Raw genomic sequence first — 16,976 nt, forward strand, 5'->3', positions numbered from 1 at the left:
ATCCCGACTTTCATGCTTTTGAGAGTATCGATCTTCTGCGGCAGTGCTTCGAGCATTGCTTTGACTCTCGCCAGATTGGCCTCTTTGTGTTCTTCTTTGAACTGAAACATAACGATGTGTACCAGCATTGTATAATCCCTTATCTTTGTATTAAATCTCGTAAACTCTGCATCGGCGATTTCCCTTCAAGGATCGCATGGACTTCGGCGGCAATCGGGAGGTAGATTCCCCGCGCCAGAGCGATTTCGTGAAGCGCATAGGCGGTACCGATCCCCTCGCTCACTTCCCCAATCGCTTCGCATACCGCTTCTTTGCTTTTCCCCTCGGCCAGCCCGAGACCGACACGGTAGTTTCGTGACATCGGCGAACTGGCGGTCAAAAACAGATCCCCCGCTCCGCTGAGTCCTAGAAAGCTCTCCTCTTTGGCGCCGTAAGCACGTCCGAAACGCTCCATCTCCACCAACCCGCGCGCGATCAGACTTGCCGCGGCATTATGCCCAAGATGCAGCCCCTCGCAGATTCCGGCGGCGATCGCAATGACGTTTTTATAGGCTCCGGTTATTTCGGCACCGATGACGTCATCACTCGTATACGTGCGGATAAAGCTCGGAAACAGCTCCGCAAACTCTCCGGCCGTTTGCTGCGAAACGGAGTTGACGACCAATGCGGTAGGAAGTTTTTGCAGCACTTCGGAGGCAAACGACGGTCCCGAAAGAAATGCGAGATTTTCTTCAGGGAGATACGCCCCGTAAATTTCATTCAGAAACCGGCCGCTGGAAGCTTCGATCCCTTTGGCCGCAACGAGGACTTTCTGCCCCGAAAATACGAAATTCTCTCTCAGCCATGATGCAACCTGCTGTGCGGGAACGGTGATGATCAGGTACTCGCACTCAAGCACCTCACAGAGCGGGCGGAAATTGGGCCAGTCGCGCGGCGTACGTGAAGTAACGATCACCTCATTTTTTTCGCTCATGGCAAAGGAGAGCGCTTCTCCCCATTTCCCCGCGCCGATCACCCCTACTTTTTTCATCCCCGTACTCCCATCGTTTCGCTCAATGCCGCAATTTTATCTTCATATCCGACGACAATCAAGAGGTCTTCCGCATCAATGTGATGATTATGCCCTTTCGAAGTAAAACTGAACGTCGTCGACAGTTCCTGATCGACGATTGCTAGCACCAAAACGTCATATTCACTGCCCCAGTCAATATCGTACAAATGCTTTCCGACGAGAAAAGAACCTTCCGGCACGGCCAGCTGGACAATTTTCAACGGGCTGTTTTCGTAGAGGATATCATGCAATACTCCCCGTACCGTCGGTTTTTCCAGCATTTCGGCGATTATCCCGGCCGTGATTTGCTGCGTCGCCATCACTTTGTTCGCCCCGGCACTTTTGAGTTTCGAAGCGCTTTCGTTGTCCTGCGCCAGAGCGATGATCGGAAGATGCTCGAAGATAGAACGCAGCGATATTGTCAAAAATACGTTTTCGGCGTCGTTCTTCAATGCGCAAAAGACAATCAGCCGTGCAGGGTCAAAACGCTCTTCGATACTGTGCCATTCTTCGCCGAGGTCAAACATCTCCGTTTCGAACCCTTTTGCTTCCGCAGCCGCTTTTTCGGCTTCGTCCATCACAAAAACGACAAACGGCGCATATTCCGAAGCCGTTTGCATCGCAATCTCTTTGGCGTATTCGTTAAACCCGAAAACGATTGCACCCCGTGTATTCATCGTCTCCCCTTCTGGTACAAGAGCAATTTGAACTCATCGATCAGCGCCCGGCTTCCGATCACGATGGCGACATCCCCCGCTTCGGCTAAACTCTCAGCCGAAGGGTTGAACACAAACGTGCCGCTGTGAGCTTTGGACAGTCCAAGAACGATAAGCCGCGTGTAAAACAGCTTTTGTCGTGAAATCTCGAAAAAACGTTCCGCGCTTTGTGAATCCAGGCCGATCTCCTCGATGAAAACTCCGCTGTTTTCGCTCCTGAGAGCATGGATCACTTCGAATGCGACGGGGCTTCCGCTCATCTCTTTGCTTACCAGCCCTATCAGTTCCTGGGTATAAACGATCTCGTTGATCCCCGCCAGAGAAAGCTTTTTACGGTTTTCACGGTGTACGAGGATAGAATACAGGGGAACGCTCATGGAAAGTTCGCGAATGGTGAGCGCAGTATAGACGTTTAAAACGTCACTCTCCTGAACAAGAAGCGCCGCTATTACCTGCGCATCAAAATCGATCCGAAGCGTCCGGTACGAGTGTAGGCTTGAAGGATTGTACGACAATGCCAAAAACCCCTCTTTCTGCGCTCTTGAGACTTTATCGGGATCGTTTTCGAGAATGACTGTTTGAACCCCTTTACGTATGAAATGGCGGGCTATCTGCTGCGAAAGCGGAGTGTACCCGCAGATCAGATAAAAACGGCCTATCTTGGAAATATCCTCGATCATCTTCTCTTCTTTGATGACATCGAGCTTTTCGGTAAACGCCGATACGACGATCGACGTCGCAAACGAGATAACCGCGATCCCGGCGACGATGATTGCCATCGCGACCGTTCTTCCTTCATCCGTCACCGGAACCATGTCCCCGTATCCGACGGTGAAGATCGTCACCACCGACCAGTACAGGGCATCAAAGAGGGTATTGATCGGCGAATCGGGATTGTTGGCCTCCATGACGTAAATCAGCACCGACGAAACGGCGATTATGACCGTTGCAAAGAGACTGAGGGTTAAAATCTCGAATTTTTTGGAAGAGAGGATCGAGATAAACTGCGTCAGACTTTTCGTGTAGCGGAACAGCTTGAATACCCGAAACAGTATGAAAATACGCAGCATACGGAGTTCATGGAAAAACGGCATGATCGCAAACAAGTCGATGATGGCCGAGGGGGAGAGCATATATTCTATTTTCTTCGACATAATACGGCGCAAGGTGCGAACCCACCGGAACGGACGCTGTAAAAACATATCATGCTCGTAACGTTCGATCACCAGTTTGGAACTGTCGCTGTACACCCACATCCGCAGCAGATACTCCCCTAAAAAGATCAGCGAAATGACGTAGTTGTTAAAAAAAAGCCATTCAGGGCTAATATCGTGTTTAACGTGACGGATTAAAACGTAAACGCTGATACCGATCAGCACCATCATCGTGTAATCGAAAAACTTTTTATAGGGGTACGAAGAATTTTCGAGAAGATTGTGAAAAAATTTCTTGGTTCGCCGGTAGCGGGCAGAGGCATGAAGATAGTAGGCGACCCCTACCAGCGCCCGACCGACCACTGCGAGACCTTACTGTGCCAGTTTGGTTTGAAGGATGTCATTGAGCGCCTGCGGGTTGGCGGAGCCTTTGGACGCCTTCATCGCCTGACCGACGAAGAAGCCGAACAGTTTGTCTTTCCCCGATTTATACTCGGCGACTTTGTCGGCATTGGCGGAGAGAATGTCATCGATCAGCGCTTCGAGGGCGCCGGTATCGCTGACTTGCTTCAGTCCCAATTTTTCAATCGCGGCATCGACGTCGCCGCCGTTGTTTTCGAACAGGTAATCCAGAATCTCTTTCGCCGCCTTGCCGCTGATGACACTCTCCTCGATCCGTTTGACCAAAGTTCCGAGCGTCATGGCACTGATTGGCGAAGTCGATGGGGTCATACCGCCGCTCAAGCGCCCCGGAAGCTCTACGGTAAGCCACGTGACGGCATTTTTTGCCGTGATCCCCTGCTCCAGCATCGCTTCGAAATAATGGGCGGTTTCGAGATCCGCCGTAATCACCGCCGCATCGTATTCACGAAGACCGAATTTGCTGACAAAGCGCTCTTTTTTCGCATCGGGAAGTTCGGGAATGTCGCGGATTTGAACGTACATCGCATCGTCGACGATCACTTTAAGCAGATCAGGCTCGGGGAAGTAGCGGTAATCTGCCGCCTCTTCCTTGCCGCGCATGGAGCGGGTCTCTTGCTTGACCTGATCGAACAGGCGCGTCTCCTGTACGATCTCCTCTTCATACATACCGTCTTCCCACGCTTCGATCTGACGGGCTACCTCAAGCTCGATCGCTCGCTGGATGAAGCGGAAGCTGTTGATGTTTTTGATCTCGACGCGGGTGTAGAGTTTCTCATCCCCTTTGGGACGGATCGAGACATTGACGTCGACACGGAACGATCCCTCTTGCATATTCGCATCAGAGATGTCGATATAGCGGACAATGGAGTGCAATTTTTTCAGGTACAAAATCGCCTCTTCGGCAGAGCGCATATCCGGTTCGGAGACGATCTCCAGAAGCGGCGTTCCCGCACGGTTCAAGTCGACTTTGCTGATCGCCCCTTCATGGATATTTTTACCGGCGTCAGCCTCGATGTGGGCGCGGTTGATGCGGATCGTTTTGGATTGTCCGTCTTCGAAATCGATGACAAGACGGCCATGTTCTACGATCGGTGTGTAGAGCTGAGTGATCTGATAGGCGCTGGGGCTGTCGGGATAAAAATAGCTTTTGCGGTCGAAGAAACTCGTGCGGTTGATCGTCGCATCCACCGCCGTACCGAACATCCCCGCTTTACGCAGCGCTTCTTTGTTGAGAACGGGCAATGCTCCCGGCAGTGCCAGGCAGGTCGGGCAGGTGTTCGTGTTTTGTTCGTGGTTGAAGCTGGTAGGGCAGGAGCAAAAAAGTTTAGACTGGGTATTAAGCTGGACGTGGACTTCCAAACCGATAATGGTTTCAAACATACAAAAAATCCTTATGGGACAAAATATCTAATCGATGCAAATCCGTATGTGCCGGTGGCGGCAACGGCATTTATCTGCTCCTCGGAGATGATCCCGCCGAGCGCGAAAATAGGTATCTCTATTTTATCCACTATTTCTTTTAAATCCTCTAAACCCTTGGGTTCTCCCTTGTTCGGAGAGTAGAAAATCGGGCTGTAGGTGATCGCATCGGCACCGAGTTTTTGAGCATTCAACGCTTCCGCATACGTATGGGTACTGATGATGACATAGAGCCCCAACGATTTTGCCTCGCGTATCGCATCATATTGAGCCGAAGCGAGATGTACCCCGTCAGCTTTTAATTCGTGCGCCAAAGCGCAATCACCATGCAGTAAAATCTTCGGAACATTACGTTGATGGCATACAGCAATAAAGGTTTGGGCCAGAGCCGCATAATGAGAAGTTTGTTTGTCGCGAAAAAGGGCAAAATCGGGAACTGTTTTGGAAAATACGGCCCTCAGCGAGGATTCGAGAGCATCGGAAGTGCTCCCGTACAAAGAGGGGTCGGTAATCAGATAGCTTTTCACTCGCCCTCTGAAAGTTCCTGCGGTTTAAGACTTGCTTTAATCTCTTCAAGCAATGCCGTCTGCTTCATCACCGCATCGTGACGATCGCGCTGCATTCCCATGATTTCGAGAATAAGAATAATAAAAAGAGCAAGGAAAAGAAAAATAAAGGTGAACATTAATGCCGGTACGATACCGAGAAAAATGAACGACTGGAAGGTAACCCAGACACCGATGATGACGAATGCCCAGGAGACTCCTCCCAGGAAGCTTAAAAGTGCGTCGAACGTACTTCGCTTCATCGGGATGTCTTAGTGTTCGTCGTGAAGAAGAACCGCACCGCCGAGGTAAACGTAGGTGAGCATCATGAAAATAAACGCTTGCAGGAATGCCATAAACGTCAACAACGCAAACGGAATCATCGGCAGCAACCATGGAGCCAGCATAAGGATAACCATGAGGAACATGTCGTCCCCTTTGACGTTACCGAACAATCGGAAGCTCAAAGAGATGATACGTGAGATGTGCGATACGATCTCGATCGGGAACATCAACCATGCCAACCACCATACAGGACCCATAAAGTGTTTGAAGTAGCTGATCAAACCGTTGCGGCGGATACCTTCGAAGTTATAGTACGTAAAAACGACCAATGCCAGAGCAAGGGTAAAATCCAAAAATGCGCTTGGCGCTTCAAAACCAGGGATTACCCCGATAACGTTTGCGATCCCGACGAACAATCCGATCGTCGCAACGAGAGGAAGGTAACGGCGTGCTTCCGCTTTACCCATAACATCGGCACCCATGGCCAAAACGCCGCTCAAATAAGCTTCCATGACGTTTTGAGCACCTGTCGGAACCAAACGAAGATTAGAGGTAGCCATTTTGGCAATCACAAGAACAATTGCCGCGGTGAGCAGCATGTGTGTGAGGAAAATAAAGCTATGGTCGTGGCTGATAAGGCCGAAGAAGGTAAACAACTCACCCATAAGTAGCGTTCCTTTGCGTAGAAAAATTAGCGGGATTCTACCGTTTTTGAGATTAAATTCCTATAAACTCAGATAAAACAGCGTTTAAAGGATGGTTAAAATATCATCAGCGGTTCAATTTCAGCCCTTAACCCAAAGCTCATTTCGCCCCGGCACCGAAATGCGTGTAAATGTATTCCGCCATTTTTTCATCGGAAACTTTGCCCTCGCGTTCTTCGATGTTTTTGAGATTTTGCCGCATGATCGAATGGTACGATTTGGCATCGAAATCTTTGTTTCTCAAATCTTTTAATTTATTCACGAGTTCTTCTTTGCCGTATGTACTCAGCGGCGGGCCGTAGATATTCCCTTTTTCCTGCGATGAAGTGCCGGTTGCCGCGGCTTCTTCGGCACTCATGCCGGGCTGTTCTTTGAGTTTCGGAACTCCGTTGGCTTTGACGCCGTGACAGTTGGCGCATCGGTTTTTGTATATTTCACCCGTCTTGTCCGTTGTTTTGGCAACACAGACACTTGACACCGCCATGGAAACCAGAGCAATCCACACTAATCCGCGAGTTTTCATTTCCGACTCCTTAAACGAGATAATAAATGATAACTCTTTAGCTTTAAAGAAGTCTTATGTCACTTATAAGCTCAGATGAAGCATCTCTTTTTTGGCATTTGAAATATCCTCCCGGATTGCTTCTTTGAGCGCATCAAGGCTCTCGAATTTTTGGTTTTTGCGCAAAAATTTGACAAAACTGATCGAAGCTTTGGAACAACCGGCGATATTTTCCCCCAGTATGTGACTCTCGACCGCATAACTTCCGTCCGTTGTAACGCGATGACCGACAAAAACGACCGAAGGATGAAAATGCTCTTCCTCATCCAGCCGCGTCAATGCGGCGTACACTCCCTCATAGGGCAATAAGAATCCGCTGCATTCGAGGTTGATCGTCGGAACCAGCTCGGTTTTACCTATCCCCTGCCCCTTGACCGCCGTTCCTCTTATCTGATAGTTGTGCCCCAAAAAGCGGTTGGCCCCGGACAAGTCGCCGATCTGAATTTTGGCGCGGATTTTATGCGAATGAACCGAATCGCCCTCAATACAGACCTGCTCGATCACCTTCACCTCGCCGCCGAATAATTCGCCAAGATTCGCATGCGAATACCGGCGATTCTTTCCGAAATGAAAATCGTATCCGACGACGATTTTACGCAGGCGTGGAAAACGCTTGCAAAGCATGTCGACAAACTCTTCCCCTTCCAGATGGCGGATGTCGTCAAGGGAGTAATACACAACGGGATAATGGGTATAGTGCTCGCGCTCGCTGCCCGGAGTCAGGTTGGCGTATCCCGTCTCGATAACGACGATCGCCCCGTTTTCCCCCAACTCTTCGAACAGATGCTGATGCCCCACGTGCATCCCGTCAAATCCGCCGATGGCGATCGCATCAACCTTTGACAAAGCCATAACATGTCTCCTGATTTCCTTCTTTGCCGCTGATATGGGCGACCTCTTTGGCAATCAGTTTCCACCCTTTGAGCGTACACATATCCTCGAAACGGATCATCGCTTTGTCGATTGCTTTGTCGTCTTTCACCACGCCGTTTTTATCCCGTTTCGCTTCGCGCCCCACTTCGAACTGCGGTTTGAACAAGACGACGATGTATCGATCACTCAGGCGGTCGATCGCATCGATAATATGTTCGACCGAGATAAACGCCACGTCGCAGGTAACGATATCAAAAGCTTTTTCGCTCGTAAATTGGCGGATATCGGTATTCTCGCATACCCGTACCCGATTGTCGGAGCGCAGGCTCGCATGAAGCTGATCGCTCCCCACGTCGACGCAGGTGACCGACGCAACGCCGTTTTCAAGCAGTACCTGCGTGAATCCGCCGGTGGAAGACCCTATATCCAGTGCGTGCAGCCCTTGCAAATCCCATCCGGTGTAGGGGAGGAATCCTTTGAGTTTGATCGCGGCGCGGCTGACGTATATTTCGGTGTCGGCAATCTCCACGCTCATCTCATCGCTGACCTCGAAGGAGACTTTGTCGACGATCTTGCCGTCCACGCTGACCGCATGTTCTTTTATCAACTGCTGCGCTTTATTCCGGCTTTCGACCAGTCCTCGTTCCACTAAACAACTGTCTAATCTCATACTGCCCCTTTGTAATGTCAAATTATAGCGCAACGGTTGAGTAAGGGCCTAAAATCCGCTACCATTGCACAAATATTTCAGGGGGGAAAATGCAAAAGATTCATGTCGCGGTGATCGGCGGAGGCTACGGCGGGATTCGTGCTGTCGAGCATCTATGCCGACACACAAACATCACCGTCACCCTCATCGATCAAAATGCCTACCATTATATGCAGGCCGAAGTCTACGATTTCATTGCCAACAAAGTCGACATGTCACACATCATGATCGATCTGCCCTCGCTGCTCAAGAGCTTCGGGCACGTCGACTTCGTCTGCGAAGAGGTGCACAACGTCGATGCAACGCAGCGCAGCGTACATACCGCAACACGCACGATCGGCTATGACTACCTCATCATCGCCACCGGAAGCCGCACCTATTTCCCCGCTTTCATTCCGGGCCTGCGCGACCACACCCACGGAGTCAAAAGCATCCCCAGCGCACTCGATTTCAAACAGCAGTTCGAACGTTCCTTGCTCGATCGGATCGAAGCGCAGCGCCGTGGGTGCGACGTCAAACCTTTCAACATCGTCATCGGCGGGGCAGGATTGTCGGGCGTAGAAATCGCCGCAGAAATGGCGGCCTACGCCAACCATTTTTATCAAAACGGCAATTTCGGATGCCGCGGTGTGGATGTCTATCTGATCGATGCGTACGAGACGATTTTATACGGGATGGATCCGTTTTTGATTCGAAGTGCGCATGATCGGCTCGTTCAACTGGGAGTGCATGTCTGGCACAATAACCGGATCAGCGAAGTGCAGGAAAAAAAGATCATCCTTGATAATGGCAAAGTGCTTGATTTCGAGTTTATGATCTTTACGGGAGGGGTATGCGCATCAACGCTCACCGAACGGCTCGGATTTCCCATCAACGCCAAAGGGCATCTCGTCGTCAATCCCGACCTCCGGGTTGACAATCATCCCGAAATCTTCGCCATCGGCGATGTTGCCGCCATCACGGATGCAGATGGGAAACTCTGTCCCCCCACCGCGCAGCTGGCCGAACGAAGCGCCGAACACGCAGTACGCACTATTCTCTCCCGCCTACAGGGGAAACCCCAAAAACCGTTCCGCTATCGAAACGGCGGCGTCATGATCGCACTGGGCGGCGAATACGGCGCAGGGCTTCTCCCCGGAGGGATCCGGGTCAAAGGGTATTTCGCCTACCTAATCAAAAAGGCTATATTTTGGCTCTACACTGCTCCCCTGCGACGCCGCAGCCTCATTGGGAAGAGAAGATAAAGCTCTAAACTCGCTCTCGGTGAGGAGCTTAACCCCCAGCTCCACCGCTTTGTCGTATTTGCTCCCCGCATCTTCGCCGTACACGACGTAATCGGTCTTTTTCGAGACCGACGAAGCGACTTTTGCCCCCAGTTCTTCCAGTATCGCCTTAATATGGTCGCGCGAAACGCTCATCGTCCCCGTGATCACGACGCTTTTGCCTTTGAACGGATTATCGTGAGCTTCGACTTTCACGGGAGCGACGGGGTTCAGAATCGATCTGAGTCTTTCAATCTTCTCGCCGTTGACCCGCCCAAATTCGAGGATCGATTCGACCATCTCGACGCCGAACCCCTCCAACGCCAGAATCTCTTCGCGCGTGGCGGTATCGAACGCCGTTCCGAACGCACCGCACAGCGTTTTGGAAGCCACTTCGCCGATATGCTCGATCCCCAGCGCGTTGATGAAACGCCAGCAGTCGCACCCTTTGGCCGCATGGATGGCATCGAGGAGATTGCGGCTTTTCTTCTCTTTGAACCCTTCGAGGGAAAGCAGCTGATCCATCGTGAGGCCGAACAGGTCGCTCACCTCATGCACCATCCCCGCGCCGTGCAATGCTTCGACGATCTTGTCCCCCAGTCCGTCGATGTTGAGGCACTGCTTGGAGGCAAAATAGATGATCGAGTTCACCACCCGCGCTTCACAGGAGAGGTTCTGGCACTTGATCAGCGCCCCCTCATCGAGGAGTTCGCTTCCGCAGACGGGACAACGAGTCGGGCGGGAAATCACCTGCTCGCTCCCGTCGCGCTCCGCGGCGATCACCTTGACGATTTTGGGGATGACGTCGCCGCTGCGCAGGATGATCACCCGATCCCCGATGCGGATGTCCTTGCGTTCGATCTCGTCGAAATTGTGTAGGGTCGAACGCTCGACCGTCACCCCCTCGATGTCCACAGGCTCGACGATGGCGACGGGAGTCACCACGCCGCTGCGCCCCACCTGCATAATGACCTCTTTGAGCGTCGTGAGTTTCTCGATGGCGGGGAATTTGTAAGCCGCCGCCCAGCGGGGATTTTTGACCGTATAGCCCAGCTCGTCCTGCACGGCAATAGCATCGACCTTGATCACCATCCCATCCAGCAGCATCGCGAAATTGTCCCGCTCGACCCGCATCTCATGGTAAAACGTCTCGATCTCCTCCGCACTCACGCAAGCTCTCGTCATGTGGGGATTACGGAACCCCAGAGCGTAGACCCACTCCATCCGCTCGGAGAGGTTTTTCAGTTCCAGCGTATTGGCTCCGATGCCGTATGGCATAAACACCAGACGGCGCGACGCGGTGATGCGGGTATCGAGCTGACGGAGGCTTCCCGCCGCCGCATTGCGCGGGTTGGCAAACAGCGATTCGCCGTTGCGCAATCTCTCTTCGTTGATCTTCTCGAAATCCTCTTTGAAGATGACCACCTCGCCCCGAATCTCGATCCGTCCTGCGTACCCGATGGAGAGGGGGATCGACTGGATCGTTTTGGCGTTCTGCGTCACGTCCTCCCCCTCGACGCCGTCGCCTCGCGTGATCGCCTGCACCAAGACGCCGTTGTCATAGATCAGGTTCAAACTCGCCCCGTCGAATTTGGGCTCGCAGTAGAAGCGGACGTCGCCGTAGCCTTTCGTGATACGGTTCACCCACGTCTCCAGCTCCTCGCGGCTGAAAAGGTCTTCGAGGCTCCACATCCGCGAGAGATGGCGCGCCTTGTCGAACTTATCCTGCGGCACGTCCCCAACCCGCTGCGTCGGCGAATCGGCGAGGATATGCGCGGGGTTTTCGTGCTCGTAAGCAACGACTTTGTGGTAGAGGATGTCGTACTCCTCGTCCGTCGTGATGGGGTCGTCGAGGACGTAGTAGTGGTAGGAGTATTTTTTCAGCAGTTCTACGGCGTTTTGGTATTCGGTGTGGGTCATTGGGAACTCTCATCTTTGTAATCTTCGTATTTGGTCAATGCAAACACTTTTATTTCATCATCCACGATTTTATAAATAATCGTATAGCCTTTGAAAATCAGATCACGAATATTATCGTCATTGTAATGAATCGAGCGACGGCAACGGTAGGGAAAATCGCTCAGCCCATAGCATTCACGCAAAATCTCACGCCGAAACGCATGAGCGGCACTTTTTTTATCATCGGCTATTCTTTCTACGACAAAACGGAGTTTGGCGATAAACGAGTTCTGAAGCCTAACGACCATGCGTTTCGATCACACGTTCAAGATAAGCGTCCACCTCATCGATGGAGTAGCTTCGTGAGCTGTCAATGCCCTCATGCGCTTTTTTGAGATATTCTTCTTCGTTCAGAGTGTTCCAGTAGCGGTAATCGCGAAGCTGTTCGTATTCAAGTGCGCTCAAAACGACTGCTTCAGGTTTATTGTTTCGCAGTACACAGATTTTATCGACTTCGTGATTGGCGAGTTTGGAGAGTACCGCTCCGAAGTTTTTCGCGACGTCGGTCGAACTCATCATTTCGTTGGGTTTATAGGCTACCATCGTATTCTCCCGTATAATCTTACGGAATATTATACACGAATTTTATATGTCCTTTTCTTTTTAGTAAAGAAAAGAACGAAAAGAAAAGCGCCCTCACCCCAAATCGCCGGCGGTACGCTTCACCCTTCGGCGAGCGACCTTGCTCTGGGTGTGGTATGAGGGCAGAGGCTATTTGATGGAAATGATTTTCGCGAATGCGAAAATAAATAGAAAAAAATTCCCGCGATCCAATACCTAGCGCCGTTCCGAAGGCAGCAGTGCCGAGAGGAACGAGCGTTCTTGGATCGCGGTATGCTCTTTTGGTACTTTTCTGGCTAAACAGAAAAGTACGGAAGCTTTTGCCGGCACAAAAAAAGTGACAAGTGATAAGGGTTCTAATCAGACAGGAGCTGACATTCCCAAAAAGGACGTTGGGAACAAGAAAAGAAAAAAACGAGAAAATACCGCTTATAAATAAGATTAGCTAAAAACGTCTCGATATAAGTCTACATTCCAATGTGGGCATTTGGGAATGAGGAAAAATTAAAGACTAAAAGATTAATGACCTGATCCTTTTTTTTCAGTGCAGACAGAATGAACAGTAGAGTTACCAGTTTTTAACCATAATCTTTTTAATTCATCTCTCAAATGTGAGTCAGTATAGTGTCCTTTACCTGTGTTTTTGCAGTAACTGCCGATGAGTGGCGCAAATTCAGTGGTGACACGATCTGTGGTAAGTGCCAAATTGGTTTTACCCTCCAAGGTCGCGGGATAGAAGAGCAGTCGGATTTCCGGCGCTGGATCATCGCCCTTCGGAGGTCCAACAAAAATTTCAGCGAACGACGGCCCGGAATAATAGCCATAGTCCTGTAACCACAATGTGGACGACAATTTTCCGGAAACGGCACCTGACCTCGCTCCACGTGTGTTGAATTCGGTCTGGGCGAGTCCCGAGCTGATGATCTCGTAGCCGAGTACCCTATTATCGGGAGATTTTTTGGACGTTTGCAGCCCACAGCTTTGTTCGTCTTCGATAGATTCGATCGTTTGCAGTCCTGAATAGTGCACATCACCAGACAGCACGAGCAGTTTGTGGCTTAGATTATTCCGGAAGTGCTTTTCAAACTTATCAATAAATCGTTTTCGCTCGTGTGGGAGGATGCGGTCTCGCAAATCGTCACGGCCGGATGTCGGAAAAGGGCTTAAGCCTTCGTAAATATAGCTGGTCGATCCCAGCACCGGGACGGGGTATGCGAAGACAAAAACCATGGGCTTGCCGTTGCCATTGCTATTGTCGAGCCAAGCCTCAAAGAGTTGAAACTGTTTTTCGCTCATGCCGCGGCCCTCCTTGAAATTCCGGTCGGAACGCCCATCGACGACAAAGAACGTGGCGGAACCCCAGTCGAACTGCACGGGAAACTCCTCCGCTGAATTGTTTGCATTGGGAACAGCGCTCCGGGGCACATTGGCCAAGTTTGGTTTCCAGTCACCGGCATTGATGATCGCACTAAACTCTGGATTGCGCGCTGCTTGGAACGCGACGAATGCCTCGCGCGCCGCTGCATAATAGTCGAGCCATCCCTGCAAGTGTTCGTCGCCATGCGAGCCCCAGCCGTCTCGAATCTCGTGGTCGTCCCACATCATAACGGTCGGCAGGGCAGAAAGGGTTGCATCCATATCGGGCAGGGCAAAGTGCAGACGATTGAGGTGACCCAAATAATCAGGTGCTTCTTTCAAGCTACCGCGGAGCTTCTGGCTGTTATTGCCGTGGAGATAGGCTATGGGAGACGAGCCGAATAGCCTGCCCGCACCCGGATCTACATAATACTGATCGCCGATTGCGAGGTAGAACGAAGGCCCTTCGCCCTGCAGTCTTCTCTCGGCGCGCGTCCGCAGGTTTCGCAAGCTCGCAAGCGTGTCTGGAGCAATCCAAGTCTTCTCCGTGTAATGATAGGTATATGGCTGAAAACAGCTTCCGAACAAAAAGCTAAATGATTCGGTCAACCCGAGAGGCATAGTCGATGCGGAGAGAGTTCTGCCGACTAGTCCACCACCAGCAACCTTTAGTTTGTATGATTTACCTGGTTCTAGCCCACCAATTTCTATGCGTCCGGTGCGATGCGTCTTATTGGTGTAGTGATGAATAAAGTTGGCGTCTACAGGTTTTTCGTCGTTGTCATGCAAGATAGAGATTTGCAATGGCTCGTATACGGTAGCACACTCCGATAAGGCATACCACAGCGTGATTGAGTTTTCTGTAGGCAATCCGAGCTGGATTAGCTCACGAGTAAGCGGTATCTTGGTTGCTTGTTCATACGCAGCCTTATAGGGTGCGAAAAAATCTGCTTGCGTGCTGTCTGTCTCGACCGGGGGCTGGGGACATACGCAACCGCTAGTCAGCGCCACAAGAACCGTTAAACCAATACTATAAAGATGGAAGGGTATGTACTGCTTCATCATGAGAATATCACTCTTTTCTAAATAAGTGGTGTCAGATCAGAATGCCGCTGCCAGAAATTGCCGCCAGCAGCTTCGCCACAGTCTAGCATAGAAGGTAGTTTCAGCATCCATGCTCATGTTGTTGTTCTTTTTCAAGATCAATGCCTCGCTGTCGGGTCGTCTATTTGATCTCTAACTGACCGAACTTTTTATTCATTCCAAACAGATCATCTAACACTTAAAACATCTGAATAACTACCTATCCATTAGAATCAACAAAACAGCTCATATTCAATATTCTTATACTATTTTCATTAAAATAATATTATTAAATATTATTAGTGTTTTACTATGCTATAAAAATCGTAGAAAGAATAAGTGTGGAAAAGAAAAGAAAGGGGAATACTGTTTGTGAGTAAGATTAGCTAAAGATGTTTCGACATCGGTCTGCATTCCCAACGTGGACGTTGGGAGCGAGAAAGAGAAAGAAGGACAAAGTTTATTGTTAATGTTTATTCTGCATTAAATTCATTCCAGATATCAATATTTTCATTTGGCAAGACGTTGAATTCTAAATGTTTAAGAATTTTATATTTTTTTACTAGTGGCGCCATTTTTTCTTTTCCATAATCACTCAAACAATTATAAAAAAGTAATGATAATTCATATCTGGACAACTGAGCACGAACTAGATTAGTATAAACCATTTTATCATCTAAGAACTCTGCCCGTTCAACTAGCTTGAGAATATTGTATAAAGTTCTATAATATTGCCCTAATTCATCTCCATATTGCTTATAGAATTTATTGTATTCTTGCACTATACCTTCTTCTGCTTTACAATCTTCCTTAAACATCCATTTTGTATGAGCAAACGAAGATGAAACATAATCACCGAGAAACCATTTTATGTATTTTTCATAAAGTGCTTTAATAGCGTCTCTTCCCTTATAAGAGACATTATTAGATTGATAGAAAACATCATTTCTGCATGCCTCTAACAACTCTAACATTTTGAAGAATGTATTCTCAAACCTTTGCACTTTAAGTGTCTCATTTTGAGCCTGCATTTCTTGTTTCTGTCCACTAAGTTCTTCACGGGTTAGAGACAATTCCTCTCGTTGCAAGGCTAATTCTTTCTTTTGCATAACTATAGTTATAATCAATCCAGCAAACGCAAGACCTGAAAACAACGATGTCAAAAGACCAAAGCTATCACCAAAAACTCCCGAATTACTTATTGATAGCTCACTTATTGGCCATGTCAAATAAATTAAAAGTCCCGCATAAAGCAAAACGGTAAAAAGAACTCCACCAATTAACAAAATGCTTAAATTTTTCATGCTCATATATACCTCACTAACAATATAGTTGCTTATCTGTTGCTAGAATATAACTTATTAAAGTCTTACTACTTTCGCCCCAAATCCCCCCATATGCGCTGGAGCATCGCTGAAACTCTTGACACTCGGATGGGCTTTGAGGAATTCCTTGACCGCGTAGGCCAATTTCCCCGTCCCGATCCCGTGATAGATCAGCACCTCATCAAACCCCTGCAATAGCGCGTCGGAGAGGAACTTGTCCATCCGCTCGCACGCCTCTTCGCCTCGCAGTCCGTGGAGGTCAAGCTTGAGGCCGCTTTTTTGCTCCACCTGTGAGGTGACGGTGACCTTGGGCTTTTTGGGGAGGTTGCCGCTGGGTTTGAGGTCGGCGAGCTTCACCCGCAGCCGCATCCCCTCGACCTCGATCATCGCATCTTTCGCCCCGACGCTCACGACCGTGCCGCGCTGGGTGCGGTATTTGACCGTCTGCCCCACTTCATAGGTGATCTTTTCGGGTTCGGCGATCTTGGGGATTTCGACTTTGGGCAGTTTCGCCTGCGCACGGTTGAGCTGGCGGTGGATGGCGGCCTGATCGTGCTCTTTGGCCGCCGCTTTGGCCTCGCGGATCGCGATGTCGTACTCGGCGCGGAGACGGTTTTTCTCGCGCTCCAGTTCGGCCCTCAGGTTTTCGCGCGCCTCTTTGAGGTTACGCTCTTCGGTTTTGATCGATTCGAGGCGCTCGTCGGCTTCGCGGTTTTTCTGTTTGAGGGAGCGTTCCAGCTCGCTGCCGCGCTCGATCAGGATGCTCAACCTTTCGTGGTTTTCGCCGTACAGCGCGCGGGCGCGGTTGAGGATGGCGGGGTTGATCCCGTAGCGTGCCGCCGTCTCGAACGCGTAGCTTTTCCCGATGACGCCGTGCAAAAACTCGTAGGTCGGGACGCGCCGCTCCTCGTCGTAGAGCGCGGCGAGGAGCTCGACGTCGTCGCGGTCGGCCATCAGGGCGGCGAGGCGCTTGTGGTGGGTGGTGACGA

The 16,976-nt window shown here is 50.2% G+C and carries 18 protein-coding genes; 1 reads left to right on the top strand and 17 read right to left on the bottom strand.

Annotated features, from left to right (window positions below):
- From JU82_RS11055 to JU82_RS11105, 11 genes are all read right to left on the bottom strand, one after another.
- A partial coding sequence (locus JU82_RS11055) for a Dabb family protein (RefSeq protein WP_037950727.1) occupies window positions 1-128 on the bottom strand: 128 nt, incomplete at its 3' end.
- An 11-nt stretch (window positions 129-139) separates the two neighbouring features.
- Window positions 140-1,030, bottom strand: coding sequence for an NAD(P)H-dependent glycerol-3-phosphate dehydrogenase (locus JU82_RS11060; RefSeq protein ID WP_037950666.1), 891 nt, complete (start codon window positions 1,028-1,030; stop codon window positions 140-142).
- A complete protein-coding gene (locus JU82_RS11065) occupies window positions 1,027-1,728 on the bottom strand; it encodes an NAD-binding protein (protein WP_294892907.1) in 702 nt (233 codons plus the stop codon). Before JU82_RS11065 ends, JU82_RS11060 begins: the two co-directional genes overlap by 4 nt.
- Window positions 1,725-3,284 (bottom strand): ion transporter, encoded by a 1,560-nt coding sequence (locus JU82_RS11070; protein ID WP_037950669.1) that lies wholly within the window; start codon window positions 3,282-3,284, stop codon window positions 1,725-1,727. The genes JU82_RS11065 and JU82_RS11070 overlap by 4 nt, the downstream gene beginning before the upstream one ends.
- Window positions 3,285-3,293: 9 nt before the next feature.
- Window positions 3,294-4,724: an Asp-tRNA(Asn)/Glu-tRNA(Gln) amidotransferase subunit GatB gene (gene gatB, locus JU82_RS11075; protein WP_037950672.1), complete on the bottom strand. Its 1,431-nt coding sequence runs from the start codon at window positions 4,722-4,724 to the stop codon at window positions 3,294-3,296.
- Window positions 4,725-4,735: 11 nt separating this feature from the next.
- Window positions 4,736-5,290: a thiamine phosphate synthase gene (locus JU82_RS11080; RefSeq protein ID WP_037950674.1), complete on the bottom strand. Its 555-nt coding sequence runs from the start codon at window positions 5,288-5,290 to the stop codon at window positions 4,736-4,738.
- Window positions 5,287-5,571, bottom strand: coding sequence for a hypothetical protein (locus JU82_RS11085; RefSeq protein WP_294892912.1), 285 nt, complete (start codon window positions 5,569-5,571; stop codon window positions 5,287-5,289). The genes JU82_RS11080 and JU82_RS11085 overlap by 4 nt, the downstream gene beginning before the upstream one ends.
- A gap of 9 nt (window positions 5,572-5,580) precedes the next feature.
- Entirely contained in the window at window positions 5,581-6,258 is a 678-nt protein-coding gene (locus tag JU82_RS11090) for a F0F1 ATP synthase subunit A (RefSeq protein ID WP_037950677.1), read from the bottom strand.
- Between the two features lie 139 nt (window positions 6,259-6,397).
- Entirely contained in the window at window positions 6,398-6,820 is a 423-nt protein-coding gene (locus JU82_RS11095) for a c-type cytochrome (RefSeq protein ID WP_037950680.1), read from the bottom strand.
- 63 nt (window positions 6,821-6,883) lie between these two features.
- Window positions 6,884-7,711, bottom strand: a complete 828-nt coding sequence (locus JU82_RS11100; protein ID WP_037950684.1) for a bifunctional riboflavin kinase/FAD synthetase — start codon at window positions 7,709-7,711, stop codon at window positions 6,884-6,886.
- Window positions 7,692-8,402 carry a TlyA family RNA methyltransferase gene (locus JU82_RS11105; protein ID WP_037950686.1) on the bottom strand — a complete coding sequence of 237 codons (711 nt, stop codon included), beginning with the start codon at window positions 8,400-8,402 and terminating at the stop codon, window positions 7,692-7,694. The genes JU82_RS11100 and JU82_RS11105 overlap by 20 nt, the downstream gene beginning before the upstream one ends.
- 89 nt (window positions 8,403-8,491) lie before the next feature.
- Here JU82_RS11105 and JU82_RS11110 point away from each other — a divergent pair, with 89 nt between their 5' ends.
- The gene (locus JU82_RS11110; RefSeq protein ID WP_037950692.1) at window positions 8,492-9,685 is read left to right on the top strand and encodes an NAD(P)/FAD-dependent oxidoreductase; all 1,194 of its coding nucleotides are present in this window, start codon (window positions 8,492-8,494) and stop codon (window positions 9,683-9,685) included.
- Here JU82_RS11110 and ligA read toward each other — a convergent pair.
- The 6 genes from ligA to JU82_RS11140 all read right to left on the bottom strand — a co-directional run.
- Window positions 9,611-11,623 (bottom strand): NAD-dependent DNA ligase LigA, encoded by a 2,013-nt coding sequence (gene ligA / locus JU82_RS11115; RefSeq protein WP_037950694.1) that lies wholly within the window; start codon window positions 11,621-11,623, stop codon window positions 9,611-9,613. The genes JU82_RS11110 and ligA overlap by 75 nt on opposite strands.
- Window positions 11,620-11,910, bottom strand: a complete 291-nt coding sequence (locus JU82_RS11120) for a type II toxin-antitoxin system RelE/ParE family toxin (RefSeq protein WP_294892916.1) — start codon at window positions 11,908-11,910, stop codon at window positions 11,620-11,622. Before JU82_RS11120 ends, ligA begins: the two co-directional genes overlap by 4 nt.
- Complete coding sequence (locus JU82_RS11125) at window positions 11,900-12,205, bottom strand: hypothetical protein (RefSeq protein ID WP_037950697.1); 306 nt, start codon at window positions 12,203-12,205, stop codon at window positions 11,900-11,902. The genes JU82_RS11120 and JU82_RS11125 overlap by 11 nt, the downstream gene beginning before the upstream one ends.
- Window positions 12,206-12,742: 537 nt before the next feature.
- Window positions 12,743-14,644: an alkaline phosphatase D family protein gene (locus JU82_RS11130; protein ID WP_037950699.1), complete on the bottom strand. Its 1,902-nt coding sequence runs from the start codon at window positions 14,642-14,644 to the stop codon at window positions 12,743-12,745.
- Between the two features lie 491 nt (window positions 14,645-15,135).
- Window positions 15,136-15,966, bottom strand: a complete 831-nt coding sequence (locus tag JU82_RS11135; RefSeq protein WP_037950701.1) for a putative phage abortive infection protein — start codon at window positions 15,964-15,966, stop codon at window positions 15,136-15,138.
- A gap of 57 nt (window positions 15,967-16,023) precedes the next feature.
- The coding region (locus JU82_RS11140) for a Smr/MutS family protein (RefSeq protein WP_037950732.1) at window positions 16,024-16,976 on the bottom strand (953 nt) is incomplete at its 5' end.

The sequence above is a fragment of the Sulfuricurvum sp. MLSB genome, assembly GCF_000747095.1.
In the GTDB taxonomy this organism is placed as follows: Bacteria; Campylobacterota; Campylobacteria; order Campylobacterales; family Sulfurimonadaceae; genus Sulfuricurvum.